This window comes from Streptomyces sp. NPDC028331, from assembly GCF_055565775.1.
Genome location: NZ_JBVHTR010000016.1, coordinates 166,221 through 183,809, shown reverse-complemented (window position 1 = coordinate 183,809; position 17,589 = coordinate 166,221). Strand labels below are relative to the sequence as shown.

The following is a 17,589-nucleotide window of genomic DNA, read 5'->3' as shown; positions in this document are numbered from 1 at the left end:
ATCGGGCGGCGCGGATCGGGCGGCGTGAGCCGGGCGGCGTGAGCCGGGCAGCGTGGATCGGGCGGCGTGGGATTTCGGCCGTCCGGCGGGCCTCACGGGCCGGCCCGGGAGGGGCCGCGGACGACCGGTGCCGCCGGTGGCCGGGCCGGGTGGACCGGGCGGCGCAGATCGGGCGGCGTGGATCGGGCAGCCTGAGCCGGGCGGCGCGGACCGGCGGCGTGGGATTTCGGCCGTCCGGCGGGCCTCACGGGCCGACCCGGGAGGGGCCGCGGACGAGCGGTGCCGCCCGTGGCCGGGCCGGGTGCGCGGGGCCTGCGCGCGGGAGCGGGCGGCACGTCGTGCACCCCGCGTGGGGGACACCCCGGCCGTGCCCGATAGCCTTCGGCCATGACCGCTCTGCGTTCCCGTCGCGCCGTAGCCGCCTTCGGCGCCGTTTCCGCCGGACTGCTCCTGCTGTCCGCCTGTAACAAGCCGTCGCCGCTGGCGACCATCACGGTCGGCACGAACTCGGTGAGCTCCCAGACCGACTGCTACAACGACGGCAAGGAAATCCCCTCCGGTGATCTGGAGAAGTGCCTGAAGTCGAAGGACATCAAGTCGATCAAGGTGGACCCCGACGAGACGGTCCGCTTCGGCGTCGACCCGGCCATCGCGGACAAGGGCTGGACGATCCTCATGAACGGCCAGCCGCTGACCGAGTCCAGCACCAAGACCTACCGCACGATCCCGGGCAGCGTGTTCTTCAACGCCCAGTACGGGGCGAGCGGCAACTCCACGCTCGTCTCCATCAAGGAGGGCGAGAGCAAGGTGACGGGGCTGTGGTCCTTCAAGCTCGAGAAGGCTTCCTGACCACGTCCTCCCCGGCGCGGGTCCTGGTGGCCACCGCGGTCCCCGTGGAACGGGACGCGGTGGCCAGGGCCCTCGCATCCCCGGCCGCCGAGGTACGGCTCCCCGGGGTGGTCCTGCACCGCACCGGCGCCCACGACCTGCTCGCCGCCGGCGTGGGCCCCGCCCTCGCCGCGGCCTCCACCGCCGCCGCGCTCACCGCCGCCGCCCTCGACGGCACGCCCTACGACCTCGTCGTCTCCGCAGGCATCGCGGGCGGCTTCACGCCCGACGCGCCCCTCGGATCGCTCGTCGTCGCCGACGACATCGTGGCCGCGGACCTCGGGGCCGAGACCCCCGACGGCTTCCTGCCGGTGACCGAACTCGGCTTCGGCACCGTCAGCCACCGGCCGCCGGAATCACTCGTACGAGATCTCGTCGCCGCCACCGGCGCACGCGCCGGGACCGTCCTCACCGTCTCCACCGTGACCGGCAGCGCCGCACGCGCCGCCGAGCTGCGCGCCCGGCACCCGCGGGCGCTCGCCGAGGCGATGGAGGGCTTCGGGGTGGCCGAGGCGGCCGCCGCGCACGGCACGCCCGTCGTGGAGATCCGGGCCGTCTCCAACCCCGTCGGCCCCCGCGACCGCGCCGCCTGGCGCATCGGTGACGCGCTCACGGCCCTCACGGAGGGCTTCGGGAAGCTGGCACCCGTATTGGAGAGTTGGGAAACCGCATGACCGCATCCGCCGAACCCCTGCAGATCGCCTACTCCCCCTGCCCGAACGACACCTTCGTCTTCGACGCCCTCGCCCACGGCCGCGTGCCCGGCGCCCCGGCGCTCGACGTGACGTTCGCCGACATCGACGTCACCAACGGCATGGCCGAGCGCGGCGAGTTCGACGTGCTGAAGGTGTCGTACGCCGTCCTGCCGTACGTCCTCGACGAGTACGCCCTGCTGCCGTGCGGGGGCGCGCTGGGCCGCGGCTGCGGGCCGCTGGTGCTCACCCGGGAGGCGGACACCGACCTCACCGGCCGGACGGTCGCGGTGCCCGGCGAGAAATCGACGGCGTACCTGCTGTTCCGGCTCTGGGCGTCGGACACCGTCCCCGGAGGCGTCGGCGAGATCGTGGTCATGCCCTTCCACGAGATCATGCCGGCCGTGCGGGACGGGAAGGTCGACGCGGGCCTGGTCATCCACGAGGCGCGCTTCACGTATCAGAACTACGGGCTGCACAAGCTCGCGGACATGGGCGAGCACTGGGAGGACACCACCGGCCTGCCGATCCCGCTGGGCGCGATCATCGCCAAGCGGTCGCTGGGCGCGGACGCGCTGAAGCTGCTCGCCGACTCGATCCGCACGTCCGTACGGGCGGCCTGGGACGACCCCGAGATGTCACGCCCGTACGTCATGGAGCACGCGCAGGAGATGGACCCGGCGGTGGCCGACCAGCACATCGGCCTGTACGTCAACGAGTTCACGGCCGACCTGGGCGAGGACGGCTACGCGGCGGTCCGGGGCCTGCTCACCCGCGCGGCGGCCGAGGAGCTGGTACCGCCCCTCGGCCCGGACGCGCTCGCGTTCCCCTGACGGGTGCCGGTGCGTGCCGCGCGTGGTCAGACGTCCAGTTGGTCGGCGACCGCGCGCAGCAGGCCCGCGATCTTCTTCCCGGAGGCCTTGTCGGGATAGCGGCCCTTCTCGAGCATCGGGGTGATGTTCTCCAGCAGGGTCGTCAGGTCCTGGACGATGGACGCCAGTTCGTCCGGCTTCTTGCGCTGGGCGGCCGCGACCGAGGGGGTCGGCTCCAGAAGGGTGACGGACAGCGCCTGGTCGCCGCGCTGACCGGCGACCACACCGAACTCCACTCGCTGTCCCGGCTTCAGGGAATCCACTCCGGCGGGGAGAACCGAGGAATGGACGAAGACGTCGCCGCCGTCGTCGCGGGAGAGAAAGCCGAAGCCCTTCTCACTGTTGAACCACTTGACCTTGCCGGTAGGCACGTCTGTCCTCGTCCTCGTACTCGTCGGAAACTGCGTCTGCAAAGTTTTTCGGAAAACTGCTCTGGAGAGCACTGCAGCGGGCCGCGTGGACCCGCCGGTACCAAGGCTAATGGTCCGGGGGCCGGTGACAAGACGTCGCCGAGTGGTTCCTCGCGGTGGGAACTACCCTGGTCCAGTGCGTGACAAAACCCAAGCGAATTCCGCCGCGGCCGGTGACCGGCTGATCCGTGCCGGTGCCATCGTGTTCTTCCTCGGGGCCGTGTCCACTTTGGTCACCGTGGCCCCGTTGCTGCTGGGGACGAAGCCTTTCCCAACGTACATGTACGGCCTGTGCATGCTCATGGCCGTGGGCTTCCTGATGGCCGGGGCCGGGGTGCTCCAGTCGATCGCTCAGGGGCGACGGCAGGCGCGCCGGCTGGAGCGGCGGTAGCGGTTCGCTACCGGCCCCTGTACGTCGCGAGCCAGGCCGGGAACTCCGTGAGGTCGGCGAGGACGACGTCCGCGCCCGCCGCCCGCAGCTCGTCGGCGTCGCAGGGTCCCGTGGCGACGGCGACGGAGTGGGCCCCCGCCGTACGGGCGCCGCGCACGTCCCCCGTGTGATCGCCGACGTAGACCGCCGCGCCGTGGTCGAGCAGGGCCTCCGCCTTGCGCTCGGCCCACAGGTCGCCGATCACCGCGTCGGGGTCGATGCCGAGGTGCTCCAGGTGCAGCTTGGCGTTGGGCTCGTACTTGGCGGTGACGACGATCGCGCGGCCGCCGGCCGACCGTACGGCCTCGATCGCCTCGCGCGCGCCGGGCAGGGCGGGCGTCGCGGCGATGGCGATGGTGGGGTACATCTCGCGGTAGAGGTCGGCCACGGCGTCGATCCGCTCCGGCGGGAACCAGTTCACGAGCTCCTCCGCGAGCGGCGGCCCGAGCCGGGTCACCGCCAGGTCGGCGTCGATGTACGTCCCGGTCCGCGCGGAAAGTGCCTGGTAGCAGGCGTGGATGCCGGGCCGGGAGTCGATCAGCGTCATGTCGAGGTCGAAGCCGACGGTGAGGGCGCGCGAAGTCATATGGGCGATTGTCCCAGTGACGTGCCGGGCGGCGTCGTCACCTCTCACGTTGTGAACGCCAGACCAGGAACAGCGCCGAGGCGACGGCGGCGCCGCGGACGACCCACGGCCAGGTCTGGGCGAGCGCGTCGTTCATGTGGCCCTGGGCGATGGGGGTGCCCCAGCGACCGTCCGTGCGGCCCCACAGCCAGACGATGCCGGCGGCCGCCGCCAAACCGGGCATGCCCATGACCGCCCACTTGGACTCGGTGGGGGTGAGCCGGCGGGACGCCCAGGCGATGAGCCAGCCGAGCCCGAGGGCGATCCAGTTGCCGAGCACGGCGCCGGCGACCAGGAGCAGGGCGGCGAGGAGCAGCAGGGGGTTGCGCCGGGCGGTGAGGCGGGGGAGCCGGCGACGGGGGGCGGCGGTCTCCGCCACGGCGGGGGCCTGCTCGACCGGGTCCGGCTCGGGGCGGGCGGTCTGCGGTTCCGGGGTGTCGCCGGGCGGGGGCTTGAGCAGCTCCGGGATCTCCACGCCGCCTACGAACCCGGGGACGCTGTCCACGATTCCGCTGTCCACCCGCCACCAGTCGGGGCGGGCGGCACCGTCACCCAGTTCGTGCGCGCCGGCCAGGTGGGGCGGTGAGGGTCCCTCGGCGGGGCGGGGCGGGGGCACGGCGCGGCGCAGGCGCTTGGAGCCGTTGGCGCGCTGGAGGGGGACGGAGGCGGGAGCGGGGTCGGGGGTGTCGGCCGGGGTCCCGGCGGCGGACGCGGCGGCGACGATCTCGTCCGGGGTGCCGAGACGGGCGAGGATGCGGCGGACGGCGGCCGGGCTGTCGACGGCGGCCTTCGCGCGGCGCCGGTCGATCTCCTCGCGCAACTCGGCCACGAGGCGCATGCGGGCGGCCGACGGCAACTGCTGCTGCTGGGCCACGTCTCCGACCCGGCTCAGATAGTCGAAGACGAGCTGATCGCTCTCAATCCCCACGAAGCCCCTCCGGGGTGGCGCCGCATCTCCCCCGTACCGTACCCGGGGGAACCGCCCTCCGGGAGCCGCGCCCCGAGCCCCGGTCGGGCTTCGGCCGGGTGGGGGCTTGCGCGGGTGCGCGAGTGCGAGCCGCACGTGGCTGATCGCGCAGTTCCCCGCGCCCCTTACAGGGGCGCTGCACCCAGCTCATCACAGGGGGACGCAGTCCCCGCCGGGGTTCCAGGGGCGGAGCCCCTGGAGGACGGGGTGGTGGCAGGGGCGGCGGGGGCGACAACTCTCGGCGGCTGCCCCGCCGGGGCACGCGTCGGCGCGGCCCCACCCGCTAACGTTGACCGGATGACGGCCGAGGAGCGCTCAGGTAAGGAAGGCAGCGGTACGGGTGTGCCCCGTTCGCTGGCCGAGTCCCTGCGTGCCCGGGACGACGCCTCCCTGGCCGCCCTCCTCCGCGCCCGCCCGGACCTCGTCACCCCGGTCCCCACCGACCTCACCCAGCTCGCCACCCGCGCCGCCACCCGCGCCAGCGTCGTCCGCGCGCTGGAGCGTCTCGACCGGTTCGCCCAGCAGACGGCGGAGGCGCTCGCCGTGGCCCCGGACCCGGCGTCGTACGGCGAACTGCTGCGGCTGATGGCCGGTGACGGCGGCGCCGAGGAGGATCCCGTGGTCGCCGAGGCCGTCCCCCACGCCCTCGCCACCCTGCGCGACCAGGCCCTGGTGTGGGGCACCGACGACCGGCTCCACCTCGTCCGCACCGCCCGCGAGCTGCTCGCCCCCTCCCCGCAGCACCCCTCCCCCACCGGCCTCGGCCCCACCGTCGCCGAGGCCACCTCCGGCATGTCGCCGGGCCGGATCCAGGAGATCCTCACGACCGCCGGGCTGCCGACGACCCACGACGCCGTGTCCGCCGTGGCCTCGCTCACCGGCCTCTTCAGCGACCGCACCCGCATGGCCGCGCTCCTCGCCACGGCCCCCGCCGAGTCCCTCGAGGTGCTGGGCCGGCTGGTGTGGGGGCCGCCGTACGGGCAGGTCACCGCGGACCCCGCCCCGCGTCTGCGCTGGCTCCTCGACCGCGGCCTGCTGCTGCCCACCGCACCCGGCACGGTCGTCCTCCCCCGCGAGGTCGCCCTGCACCTGCGGTCCGGGCGGGCGCACCGCCGCCCCGAGCCGCTGCCGCCCGCCGTGGAGCCCGCCGCCACGCACAGTCCACAGGTTGTGGACGCCACCGCGGCCGGTCAGGCGTACACGGCGCTCGCCACCGTCGAGGAGCTGCTGAAGGACTGGGACGAGGGCGGGCCGGCCGTGCTGCGGGCCGGCGGGCTCAGTGTGCGTGATCTGAAGCGGACCGCCGTCGCCCTCGACGTGCCCGAGCCCGTCGCCGCCTTCTGGGTCGAACTCGCCTACGCGGCGGGCCTGCTGGCCTCCGACGGGGAGGCCGACGAGCGGTACGCGGCGACCCCGGCGTACGACGAGTGGCTGGAGCGTCCCGCCGCCGAGCGGTGGATCCGGCTCGCCACCGCCTGGCTGGCCGCCACACGCACCCCCGGGCTCGTCGGCGGACGGGACGCCAAGGACCGCGCCCTGTCCGCGCTCGGGCCCGGTCTCGACCGCTCCGCCGCGCCCGAGGTCCGCCACCGTGTGCTGACCCTGCTCGCCGGTCTGCCGCAAGGCGCCTCCGCCACCCCCGAGTCGCTCCTGGCCCGGCTCCACTGGGAGCACCCCCCTCGCGGCACCCAGCCCCCGGCCGACGACCTGCGCACCCGCCTCGCCCAGTGGACCCTGTCCGAGGCCGAACTCCTCGGCGTCACCGGCCGCGGCGCCCTGTCCGCCCACGGCCGCGCCCTGATCGGGGAGCCCGCCGGTCACGCCCCCGCCGTCGAGGCCGCCGCGACCGGCCCCGGCGACAAGCTCCCCGTCCACCACCAGCACCACCGGCCGCCCGTCCCCCGCGCCCCGCTCACCCCCGCCGAGCAGGCCGCGGCCGCCTCCCGCGCAGCCCGCCTGCTCGCCCCGCTGCTGCCCGAACCCCTGGACCACGTCCTGCTCCAGGCGGACCTCACGGCGGTGGCCCCCGGCCCGCTGCAGCGCCCGCTGGCCGACGTGCTCGGCGTGCTCGCGGAGGTGGAGTCGAAGGGCGGCGCGACCGTCTACCGCTTCACGCCCGCCTCCGTCCGCCGCGCCCTCGACGCCGGCCGCACCGCGTCCGACCTGCACGCCTTCCTCGCCGCCCACTCCCGCACCCCGGTCCCGCAGCCGCTGACGTACCTGATCGACGACGTCGCGCGGAAACACGGTCACCTGCGCGTCGGCGCGGCCTCGGCGTACGTGCGCTGCGACGACGACGCCCTGCTCAACGAGATCCTGGCCGACAGGCGCTCGGCCGCGCTGCGCCTGCGCCGACTGGCCCCGACCGTCCTGGCCGCGCAGAGCGACCCGGCGACCCTCCTGGAGGGGTTGCGGGCGATGGGTCTGGCCCCGGCCGCCGAGTCCGCCGAGGGCGACGTCCTGATCACCCGCGCGCACGCCCACCGCACCCCGCCCCGCACCCCGCCCGAGCCGGTCCCGGACGGCCCGCCGGCCCCCGACGCCACCCTCCTCACGGCCGCCCTGCGCGCCATCCGCGCCGGCGACCTGGCCTCCACGGCCCCCCGCAAACCCACCGGCGCCCCCGCCACCGGCGGCGACCTGCCGCGCACCACCTCCGCCGAGACCCTCGCCACCATGCAGGCCGCCGTCCTCACCGGTGAGTCCCTGTGGATCGGCTACGTCAACGCCGAGGGCGCCGCCACCCAGCGCGTCATCACCCCCATCCGCGTGGAGGGCGGCTTCGTGACGGCGTACGACCACACGGCGGACGAGGTCCGCACCTATCCGCTGCACCGGGTCACCGGGGTCGCGGAACTCGCGGACGACCAGGAGTGACCGTCCGCGGGCCGGCCTTGATCGCCCGCCCATGAGGCACACTGGACGTTTGGCCGCCGCGTATGGCCGTAGTGAAAGGGTGCGCGCGTGAATGGTCCGCTGATCGTCCAGTCCGACAAGACCCTGCTCCTCGAGGTCGAGCACGAGCAGGCCGACGACTGCCGTCGGGCCATCGCGCCGTTCGCCGAGCTGGAACGGGCGCCCGAGCACATCCACACCTACCGGGTGACCCCGCTCGGCCTGTGGAACGCGCGGGCCGCCGGGCACGACGCCGAGCAGGTCGTGGACGCGCTCGTGCAGTACAGCCGCTATCCGGTGCCGCACGCGCTGCTCGTCGACATCGCCGACACCATGGACCGGTACGGGCGGCTCACCCTCAGCAAGCACCCCGCCCACGGGCTGGTCCTGACCACCACCGACCGGCCCGTCCTGGAGGAGGTGCTGCGCTCGAAGCGGATCATTCCGCTGGTGGGGGCCCGGATCGACGACGACACCGTCGCCGTGCACCCCTCCGAGCGCGGGCAGATCAAGCAGGTGCTGCTCAAGCTGGGCTGGCCCGCCGAGGACCTCGCCGGGTACGTGGACGGCGAGGCGCACCCCATCGAGCTGCGCGAGGACGGCTGGGCCCTGCGGCCCTACCAGAAGCAGGCCGTGGAGAACTTCTGGCACGGCGGCAGCGGTGTCGTCGTCCTGCCCTGCGGCGCCGGGAAGACCCTGGTCGGCGCCGGATCGATGGCGCAGGCCAAGGCGACCACGCTGATCCTCGTCACCAACACCGTCTCCGCCCGCCAGTGGAAGCACGAGCTGGTGAAGCGGACCTCGCTCACCGAGCACGAGATCGGCGAGTACTCGGGGACGCGGAAGGAGATCCGGCCGGTCACCATCGCCACCTACCAGGTCCTCACCACCAAGCGGAAGGGCATCTACCCGCACCTGGAGCTGTTCGACTCCCGGGACTGGGGACTGATCGTCTACGACGAGGTGCACCTGCTGCCCGCGCCCGTCTTCAAGTTCACGGCCGACCTGCAGGCGCGGCGGCGGCTCGGGCTGACGGCGACCCTGGTGCGGGAGGACGGGCGCGAGTCGGACGTGTTCTCCCTGATCGGGCCCAAGCGGTTCGACGCGCCGTGGAAGGAGATCGAGGCCCAGGGGTACATCGCGCCCGCCGACTGCGTGGAGGTGCGGGTGAACCTCACCGACTCCGAGCGGCTCGCCTACGCCACCGCCGAGCAGGAGGAGAAGTACCGCTACTGCGCGACCACCGACACCAAGCGGAAGGTGACCGAGGCGCTGGTCAGACGGTTCGCCGGGCAGCAGATCCTGGTCATCGGGCAGTACATCGACCAGCTCGACGAGCTGGGTGAGCACCTCGGCGCGCCCGTGATCAAGGGCGAGACGTCCAACGCGCAGCGCGAGAAGCTCTTCGACGCCTTCCGCCAGGGCGAGATCAGCGTCCTCGTCGTCTCCAAGGTCGCGAACTTCTCCATCGACCTGCCGGAGGCGACCGTCGCCATCCAGGTGTCGGGGACGTTCGGGTCGCGGCAGGAGGAGGCGCAGCGGCTCGGCCGGGTGCTGCGTCCCAAGGCCGACGGTCACCAGGCCCACTTCTACTCGGTGGTCGCCCGGGACACGATCGACCAGGACTTCGCGGCCCACCGCCAGCGCTTCCTGGCGGAACAGGGCTACGCGTACCGGATCGTGGACGCGGACGAGATCCTGGCCGCGGAGAGCTGAGAGGGACGGGTGACTAGGGGCGGCGGCGGAGGCCGGCCTCCTCGCCGTACTCGCCGAGCAGGACGACGTCCACCGCTGCGCCGAGGAACACCTTGACGGCGCGCAGGGCGTCGGCGAGGCGATGACGGTGGTGGTCGCCTTGGAGGGCCGTCGCACCGGACGGCGGGCCGTGCCGGGAGGGGGTGAAGGTTGCTGCGCTCATGTCTCCATGGTGGAACCGCGCCACCCGAATGGCGTCGGACCGGGGACGTAACCTGCCCGGCCCTCTCCTCCCCCTGAAGTCGCCCCCGCGTCGTACCCGGGGCGGACACCGCCCCCTAGGGCACCCGGGCCGGCATCCCCGAGACCGGCACCCCCGAGGCGGCGGCACGGCGGGAAAAACCGTTGGCCGTCGTATCCGGTCGTCACCTAGAATCCCCTCTCTTGCCCGCCTCCCTTCACGGAGAGCCGCCGTCCGGACGGAAACCGGACGGCAGAACCGCCACCCGTCACCGCAGCAGCCGGCCGCGGGTACGCGCGCGGACGCGCCCGCGTACCGCCCGGCTCCTTGCCACGCCCCGGAGGCACCTTTCCGTGTCCACCCCGACCACCCCGTCCGACAACGACACCGACCCCCTCTCCCGCGAGCAGGCCCACCTCGCCGCCTCCCGGGCCGCCCTGCGGGCCATGCGCGAGGACGTGGAGAGCCTCGACATCCGCGACGTCACCGCGAACTGGGTCAACGCGGAGGTCCTCGCCCACCAGATCGAGGAACGCATCAAGGCCCTCGCCGACCTCAGCCACACCCCGCTGTTCTTCGGCCGCCTCGACTACCTGCACGCCCCCGGCGCCGACCAGGCGGAGGGGGCAGAGGGAGAGCGCTTCTACATCGGGCGCCGGCACGTGCACGACGCCGACGGCGACCCGATGGTCATCGACTGGCGCGCCCCCGTGTCCCAGCCGTTCTACCGGGCGTCCAAGAAGGACCCGATGGACATCGGGCTGCGCCGCCGCTTCGGCTACACCGGCGGGGACCTGACCGCGTACGAGGACGAGCACCTCTCCGACCCCGCCGAGGCCGCCACCGCGAGCAAGCTGCTCCAGCAGGAGATCGAGCGCCCGCGCGTCGGCCCGATGCGCGACATCGTGGCCACCATCCAGCCGGAGCAGGACGAGATCGTACGGGCCGGACTGTCCGGGACCGTGTGCGTCCAGGGCGGCCCCGGCACCGGAAAGACCGCCGTCGGCCTGCACCGCGTCGCCTATCTCCTCTACGCCCACCGCGAGCGCCTGGCCCGCACCGGCACCCTCGTCATCGGCCCCAACAAGTCCTTCCTGCACTACATCGAGCAGGTGCTGCCCGCACTCGGCGAGCTGGAGGTCAGACAGGCGACGGTCGACGACCTGGTCGCGCACGTCGAGGTGCGCGGCACGGACACCGCGGCCGCCGCCGTGATCAAGGGCGATGCACGTATGGCGGAGGTGCTGCGCAGGGCCGTTCGCTCGCACGTGACGATGCCCACCGAGCCCGTCGTGGTGGTGCGGGGTTCGCGGCGCTGGCGGGTGCCGGCGTACGAACTGGAGGAGATCGTGCGGGAGTTGCTGGACCGGGACATCCGGTACGGCGCCGCCCGCGACGCCCTGCCGCAGCGGATCGCGCACGCCGTCCTCGTCCAGATGGAGCGCTCGGGCGAGGCACCGGACGACCGGGTGCAGGACGCCGTCGCCCGCAACGCCGCGGTGAAGGCGGCCGTCAAGGCGATCTGGCCGCCGGTGGAACCCGCCAAGCTGGTGCTGCGCCTGCTGACCGACGCCGACTTCCTCGCCGAGCACGCGGCCGGGGTCCTCGACGCGGACGAGCAGAAGGAGATCCTCTGGGCGAAGCCGGTGAAGTCGGTGAAGTCCGCCAAGTGGTCGCCCGCGGACGCCGTGCTGATCGACGAGGCCACCGACCTGGTGCAGCGCACGCACTCGCTCGGGCATGTGGTGCTGGACGAGGCGCAGGACCTGTCCCCGATGCAGTACCGGGCGGTCGGCCGGCGCTGCACGACCGGTTCGGCGACCGTGCTGGGCGACCTGGCGCAGGGCACCACGCCGTGGGCGACACGGAGTTGGCGGGAGGCGCTGGCCCACCTCGGGAAGCCGGAGGCGGTGATCGAGGAGCTGACGGCCGGTTTCCGCGTGCCGACGGACGTGATCACGTACGCCTCCCGGCTGCTGCCGCACATCGCACCGGGCCTGACGCCGGTCGCGTCCGTGCGGGAGAACCCGGGCTTCTTCGAGGTGCGCCCGATCACCCGGGACGCCGAAGTGGTCGCCGCGTGCGCGGAGTTGCTCCGCAACGAGGGCTCGACGGGTCTGATCGCCGCCGACGCCCGTGTCCCCGCACTGGCCGAGGCCCTGACGGCGGCGGGCCTGTCGTACCTGTCCCCCGGTGAGGAGACCACCCGGGAGACCCGCCTGACCCTGGTCCCGGCCTCGCTCGCCAAGGGTCTGGAGTACGACTACGTGGTCCTCGACGAGCCGCAGGCCGTCGTCGACGGCGAACCGGACGAACGCACGGGCCTGCGCCGCCTGTACGTGGCCCTGACCCGAGCGGTCTCGGGTCTCGTCGTCACGCATGCGGCACCGCTGCCGCCGCAACTCGGCTAGGTGCCGCCACCACGGACCTTGGGGGCGGGCGCGGCCCCACGCGGTGCCGCGCCTTCGCCCTCGGTCAGGTGAGCGAGTTGTAGATGTTCCAGCCGTAGCCGATGGACGTACGGGCCAGGAACGGCGCCGAGGCGTTGCCGGTGCCCCGGTACAGCCACAGGCCGCCCTTGCCGTCCCGGGCGACGAGATCCGCCCTGCCGTCCCCGGTCAGGTCGGCGGTGCCGACGACGGAGCTGTAGATGTTCCAGCCGTAACCGATGGAGACTCGGGCCAGGAACGGCGCCGAGGCGTTGCCGGTGCCCCGGTACAGCCACAGGCCGCCCTTGCCGTCCCGGGCGACGAGGTCCGCCCTGCCGTCCCCGGTCACGTCACCGGTGGCGACGATGGAGTTGTAGATGTTCCAGCCGTAACCGATGGAGACGCGGGCCAGGAACGGCGCCGAGGCGTTGCCGGTGCCCCGGTACAGCCACAGGCCGCCCTTGCCGTCCCGGGCGACGAGATCGGCCCTGCCGTCCCCGGTCACGTCACGGGCGCCGACGATGGAGTCGAAGATGTTCCAGCCGGGGCCGACCTGCTTGCGGGGCGCGAAGGGCGCCTTGGGGTTGCCGGTGCCCTGGTAGAACCAGAGCGTGCCCTTGCCGTCACGGCCGACGACGGTTCCGTTGCCGTCCGCGGTCTCACCGCTGACGCTGGTGACGATGTTGTAGGTGTTCCAGCCGGTTCCGATGGCGGTCCGGGCGGCCAGCGCCCCGGAGGGCACACCGGTGCCGCGGTAGAACCACAGGGTGCCCAAGGAGTCCCGTGCCAGCACGGAGCCCAGCTCCGACGCCGGCGGCACACCGGTGCCGGTGAGGGGCTCAAGCTGTGCGCCCTGCCCGGCGTCGCCGGTGACCTCGTACGTGGCCGACTGGCTGCCGCTCGCGGTCGGGGCGAAGGTGACCGTCTGCCGGACACTCTGCTCGGGGCCGATGACCAGGCCCTCGGGGAGCGGGTCGGCGCTGCTGAACACGCCTGCCGGCGCCTTGGCCTTGGTGACGGTGACCGGGATGTTCCCGGTGTTGGTGATGGTGAAGGTCCGTGTGCTCGACGTGCCGCGGACCACCGCGCCGAACGAGAGGGTCGCCGGATTGAACACCAGGTGGCCCTGGCCGCTGATCGCGTCGCCCTCGACCGGGATGGTGAGCGGGCCGCTGGTGCTGTTCAGTGTGATCGACGAGGAGTCCTGGCCGGTGGCCGTGGGCGCGTACCCGACCTCCAGGACGATCGAGCTCTGGGCCGGGATCACCGTCGGGTTCGCCGGGTCGGCGCTCGGCAGGTTGGCGGCCGTGAACGGTCCGTCGGGCGGGGTGACGGAGGTGATGGTCTCGGGGTCGGTGCCCGTGTTCGTCAACTGGACGTTCGCGGTGGCCCTGGTCCCCGTCGGCTGGTTGTCGAAGGACACCGTGCCCGGGAACGCGGCCAGACCGGGCTTGGTGCCGACGCCGTGCAGGCTCAGGGCGAAACTGCCGGCGTCGGTGGTCACGGTGAGCGTTCCGCTCGCGCCCAGGACCGCGGTGGGCTTGAAGGAGACGGGTATCGAGAGCTGCCCGCCCGCCGGGACCGTCGGCGGCAGCGACGAGGTGTCCGCGGTGAACGGGCCGTCGACGGTGACGCCCTTGATGCCGAGTGAGCGGGACGGGTCCTGGTTCTCCGTCAGGACGACGTCGGCGCTCGCCGAGCCGCCCACCGGCACGAGCCCGAATTCGACCGGGCCGCCCTTGAGCGGGCTGCCCACCGGGTTGCCGAAGGCGTAGACCTTGCCGTCCCGGGTGCCGACGAAGACCTGCCCGCCGTCCGTGGCCGGGGTGACGAACTTCGGCGCGGTGCCGATCGGCGCGGACCAGACCAGCGGCAGGACGCCGTTCGCGTCGGGAACCGCGTTGTACGCGCGCAGTTGCGCGTTGACGCCGGTCGACCCGCCCGACCAGACCACCCAGACCAGGGCGCTGCCCGAGCGTGTTCCGTCGGAGGTCACCACGGGCGATCCGCTGGTGTACGGGAAGGAGTCCTGGCTGGACCCGGCGACGGTCAGTGCGGGGTCGCCCGAGCCCGTCACACCGCGGTGCAGCGCCACCAGCGAGCCGCCGTTGCCGACGAGGTAGACGTAACCGCCGTCACCGCCCCAGACCGCGGGGTGGCCCCACTGGCCCTTGAGCGGCCCGGTGATGCCCACGACGTCGTCGGTCCCGCCGGCGCCCTGGGACCTCCCGCCGAGGTCGTCGCGGTCCAGCAGGAAGACCCGGCCGTCCTTGCCCTGCTGCACCATCAGATGCGGGTGGGAGGCGGTACCGAAGCCGTCCGGCAGGCCGACCGGCCCGCCCGAGGCGAGGTCCTTGTCCTGCTGGTCCAGGGTCGGCGCGTTGGACGGGCTGAAGAAGTCGGCGGCCTTCAGGCTCCGGTCGGCCTGCACCTGCAGCCGGACCACGGACTCCGCGAGAGTGCCGGGCGGGGCGCTGCCGGGGCCGGGCGCCGGGCTGACGCCGTTGCCGGTGGCGAGGAAGATCCGGCCGGGACCGTCCGAGACGAGTCCCCCGCCGGACTGCCAGATGCCGGCCCCGCTGTTGCTGGCGCCGGTCTCCGTCGCCCACATCGAGGTCACCGAGGCGTTGGTGGTGCTGACGCCGACCACGTAGCCGCGGTACGGCTTGGCGTCGCAGTGTCCGCCGAACGCCGCGTACACCACCCCGTCGAGCAGCAGCAGGCCCGGACGCTGCATCTGGTAGGCGGGCAGGAAGGACTGCGTGGGGTCGTTGGACGGGGTGCCCTGGATCGTCACGGGGAAGCCGGACTTCTCCGCCCCGGTGACCGGGTCGAGCGCGTGCATGTACCAGTGCGGGCTCAGGTGGGTGGGACCGTCGTCGACCTTGGTGGTCAGATAGACCGCGCCACTGGCCGGGTCGTACACCGGCGTCGCGGTGCTGCCGATGGTCGGCACGAGGTCGCCGCAGTTCAGGGTGGACGCGGGCCATGCGGGCCCGAAGCTGCGCTGCCACAGCACGGCTCCCGTGGCGCGGTCGAGGCCGTAGGCCTTGTTGTTCTCGGTGACCGCGACCACGGTGCCGCCGACGACGATCGGCTGGGCGTATATCTGCCCGTCGAGCTGGGCGGGAGCCGTCCAGAGCTGCCCGAAGGAAGAGGAGCGCACGTCGGACGGGCCGAGGTTCGGTTCACTCCGGTCCCAGCCGGTCCGCAGGGTGTCCACCGAGGCCGTCGTCTCGCTCGCCCGCGCCGGTGAGACGCCCAGCCCGGTCAGGACCGCGGTCACCGCGGCCGTTACGGCGAGCGCCAGGCCGCGCCGCCGGGTGTGTCTGCGTCTGTGTGCGTCCGTGGTGGCGCCCGCCACCGCATCGCCTTGTGACATCGCCAAGGAAACCCCCCAGAGTCCCCACCTCGGCGGCCCCCACCGCCATCCCGCCCGGCCGCGGCGGTCTCCTCGGTCGCGTAGGACGCCGCAGCGCAGGGCACAGCCCGCGCATCCAATCACACAACCCCCACAATGTGTACGGTTGCGCACCTGATGGACACGGTTCCGCCGCACGCCCCCGCGCGCAGTCGACGCGCCGAAGCCTCAGAAGAAGGCGTGCGGCTCCTCCCACCCGCTGATCATTTGCCGGGCGCGTCCGGGTAGGACAGCGAACCGAGCACGGCGTCCAGGAGGCCGGGGAACCTCGCGTCCAGGTCCGCGCGGCGAAGTTGCACATAGCGGTTGCGTCCGACTGCGCGGGTGGAGGTGAGCCCGGCCTCACGCATGATCTTCAGATGGTGCGAGACGGTCGACTTGTGCAGATGCGGGAGGCCGAGCGCGTCGGGCGCACAGCTGAACTGCCGACCGGTCGAGTACACCTTCAGCAGCCACAACCGCACCGGATCGCCGAGTGCGTGCAGCACCTTGACCAGCTCGATGTCGTCCACATCGGGCTGGGGCAGCCACTCTCCCTCTTCCTCGGCCACGGATCCTCCCACCCTCAGATTGTTTGACAATCATCCAACAGACTTTATTGTTTGACCAACGTCAAACCGTTGCGCTGTCGCGCCGCACGCACTCTGGGGGACCCGTGCGCCTACGTCTGCTCCTGCTCGCCCTGGGTACCTTCGCCGTCGGAACGGACGGCATGGTGATGGCCGGCATCCTGCCGCTCATCTCCCGTGACCTGGACGTCTCCCTCACGGTCGCCGGACAGGTGGTGACCGTCTTCGCCCTGTCGTACGGGGTACTGGCACCCGTGCTCGCCACCGCCACCGCCCGGTGGCCCCGGCGCCGCGCCCTGCTCACCGCGCTCGCCGTCTTCACCCTCGCCAACGCCCTGACCGCACTGGCCCCTTCGTACGGGATCCTGCTGGTCACCCGGGTACTGGCCGCCGTCGGAGCCGCCCTCTACACGCCCACCGCCAACGCCGTGGCCACCTCGCTCGTGCCGCCGGAGCGGCGCGGGCGGGCGATCGCCGTCGTGATGGGCGGACTGACCGTCGCCACCGCGCTCGGTGTGCCGCTCGGCACCTGGATCGGGCGGACGGACTGGCGGCTGACGATGTGGCTGGTGACCGGGCTCGGCGCCGCCGCCTTCACCGGACTGACCCTGCTGCTGCGCGAACTCCCGCAGCCGACCAGCGGGTTGAGCCTGCGCGACCGGCTCGCCCCGCTCGGCAACCCGCGCGTCCTCGGCGCGGCCCTGACCACGTTCCTGGTCTTCCTCGCCTTCCAGACGACGTACATCTACTACACGCTGGCCACCCGCCCGGCGACCGGCGGCGACCAGGACCGGCTGACGCTGCTGCTCCTGGTGTCCGGGATCGCGGCGGTCGGTGGATCACAACTGGGCGGGCGGCTGGTCGACCGGTGGGGGCCGCGCGCGGTGATCCTCTCCGCCTGCGCGGCCTACCTGGTGATCGCGGCCGCCCAGCCCTGGACCCTGCGCACCATGCCGACCGCGCTGGCGGCCTCCGCGCTCACCCCGCTGACCGGCTGGTCGATCGCGGTCGCACTGATCGCCCGCCTCGCGTCCCTCGACCCGGCCAACACACCCGTCCTCGTCTCCCTCAACAGCAGCGCCCTGTACCTGGGCATGGCGGCGGCGGGCGGCACCGGCAGCCTGGCGATCACCCTGCTCGGCGACCGCTGGTTCCTGTGCGTGGGCGCCGGGCTGATGGCGCTCGCGACGGCGGTGGCGGCGCTGACGACGCGGCCCCGGGTGCCGGAGAGCACCGGGGGACGGTCGGCACCGGACGAGTACGCGGCCGGGGTGCACCGGTGACATGCGGGATGGGCCGCGTACATCGCCGGGTGTACGTCGTTCAGCCCGTGGGTGCACACGGGGCGCCCGGAAGGTCGGTCTGTGGGGTGTCGATCCGGGTGAGGGCCACTTCTAGCGTGGAGCGGGTCCGGCCGAGTACGAATCCGGTTCCCCTGCAAGGACTCCCCGAGGA

At 73.2% G+C, this 17,589-nt stretch carries 14 protein-coding genes; 8 read left to right on the top strand and 6 right to left on the bottom strand.

Annotated elements, in window-relative coordinates:
• The first annotated feature begins 396 nt into the window (after positions 1-396).
• Genes ACZ4SW_RS23900 through ACZ4SW_RS23890 form a run of 3 tightly spaced genes read left to right on the top strand, consistent with a single transcriptional unit; the run spans position 397 to position 2,413 of the window.
• Positions 397-849 (top strand): DUF2771 domain-containing protein, encoded by a 453-nt coding sequence (locus ACZ4SW_RS23900; protein WP_468248909.1) that lies wholly within the window; start codon positions 397-399, stop codon positions 847-849.
• The gene (locus tag ACZ4SW_RS23895) at positions 819-1,562 is read left to right on the top strand and encodes a futalosine hydrolase (protein ID WP_468248806.1); all 744 of its coding nucleotides are present in this window, start codon (positions 819-821) and stop codon (positions 1,560-1,562) included. Before ACZ4SW_RS23900 ends, ACZ4SW_RS23895 begins: the two co-directional genes overlap by 31 nt.
• Positions 1,559-2,413 (top strand): 1,4-dihydroxy-6-naphthoate synthase, encoded by an 855-nt coding sequence (locus tag ACZ4SW_RS23890; protein WP_468248801.1) that lies wholly within the window; start codon positions 1,559-1,561, stop codon positions 2,411-2,413. Before ACZ4SW_RS23895 ends, ACZ4SW_RS23890 begins: the two co-directional genes overlap by 4 nt.
• 26 nt (positions 2,414-2,439) lie before the next feature.
• On the opposite strand, the gene ACZ4SW_RS23885 is transcribed toward ACZ4SW_RS23890, so the two are convergent.
• Positions 2,440-2,823 carry a cold-shock protein gene (locus tag ACZ4SW_RS23885; RefSeq protein ID WP_103845154.1) on the bottom strand — a complete coding sequence of 128 codons (384 nt, stop codon included), beginning with the start codon at positions 2,821-2,823 and terminating at the stop codon, positions 2,440-2,442.
• A gap of 175 nt (positions 2,824-2,998) precedes the next feature.
• On the opposite strand from ACZ4SW_RS23885, the gene ACZ4SW_RS23880 reads away from it, so the two are divergent.
• Positions 2,999-3,253, top strand: coding sequence for a hypothetical protein (locus ACZ4SW_RS23880; protein ID WP_468248797.1), 255 nt, complete (start codon positions 2,999-3,001; stop codon positions 3,251-3,253).
• Positions 3,254-3,260: 7 nt separating this feature from the next.
• Here the strand turns inward: ACZ4SW_RS23880 and ACZ4SW_RS23875 are convergent, their stop codons facing one another.
• Positions 3,261-3,878, bottom strand: a complete 618-nt coding sequence (locus ACZ4SW_RS23875) for an HAD family hydrolase (protein ID WP_468248793.1) — start codon at positions 3,876-3,878, stop codon at positions 3,261-3,263.
• A gap of 37 nt (positions 3,879-3,915) precedes the next feature.
• On the bottom strand, positions 3,916-4,845 hold the full coding sequence (locus ACZ4SW_RS23870) for an HAAS signaling domain-containing protein (RefSeq protein WP_468248789.1): 930 nt from the start codon (positions 4,843-4,845) through the stop codon (positions 3,916-3,918).
• Between the two features lie 336 nt (positions 4,846-5,181).
• Here ACZ4SW_RS23870 and ACZ4SW_RS23865 point away from each other — a divergent pair, with 336 nt between their 5' ends.
• A complete protein-coding gene (locus ACZ4SW_RS23865) occupies positions 5,182-7,761 on the top strand; it encodes a helicase-associated domain-containing protein (protein WP_468248784.1) in 2,580 nt (859 codons plus the stop codon).
• Positions 7,762-7,848: 87 nt separating this feature from the next.
• On the top strand, positions 7,849-9,495 hold the full coding sequence (locus ACZ4SW_RS23860; protein ID WP_468248780.1) for a DNA repair helicase XPB: 1,647 nt from the start codon (positions 7,849-7,851) through the stop codon (positions 9,493-9,495).
• A gap of 13 nt (positions 9,496-9,508) precedes the next feature.
• Here the strand turns inward: ACZ4SW_RS23860 and ACZ4SW_RS23855 are convergent, their stop codons facing one another.
• Positions 9,509-9,697 carry a hypothetical protein gene (locus ACZ4SW_RS23855; protein WP_468248776.1) on the bottom strand — a complete coding sequence of 63 codons (189 nt, stop codon included), beginning with the start codon at positions 9,695-9,697 and terminating at the stop codon, positions 9,509-9,511.
• A 464-nt stretch (positions 9,698-10,161) separates the two neighbouring features.
• Here ACZ4SW_RS23855 and ACZ4SW_RS23850 point away from each other — a divergent pair, with 464 nt between their 5' ends.
• Positions 10,162-12,126: a HelD family protein gene (locus tag ACZ4SW_RS23850; protein WP_468248905.1), complete on the top strand. Its 1,965-nt coding sequence runs from the start codon at positions 10,162-10,164 to the stop codon at positions 12,124-12,126.
• Positions 12,127-12,190: 64 nt separating this feature from the next.
• On the opposite strand, the gene ACZ4SW_RS23845 is transcribed toward ACZ4SW_RS23850, so the two are convergent.
• Positions 12,191-15,526, bottom strand: a complete 3,336-nt coding sequence (locus ACZ4SW_RS23845; RefSeq protein ID WP_468248772.1) for a choice-of-anchor D domain-containing protein — start codon at positions 15,524-15,526, stop codon at positions 12,191-12,193.
• 242 nt (positions 15,527-15,768) lie between these two features.
• The gene (locus tag ACZ4SW_RS23840) at positions 15,769-16,128 is read right to left on the bottom strand and encodes an ArsR/SmtB family transcription factor (RefSeq protein WP_468248768.1); all 360 of its coding nucleotides are present in this window, start codon (positions 16,126-16,128) and stop codon (positions 15,769-15,771) included.
• A 92-nt stretch (positions 16,129-16,220) separates the two neighbouring features.
• On the opposite strand from ACZ4SW_RS23840, the gene ACZ4SW_RS23835 reads away from it, so the two are divergent.
• A complete protein-coding gene (locus tag ACZ4SW_RS23835; protein WP_468248764.1) occupies positions 16,221-17,417 on the top strand; it encodes an MFS transporter in 1,197 nt (398 codons plus the stop codon).
• The last annotated feature ends 172 nt before the right edge of the window (positions 17,418-17,589 follow it).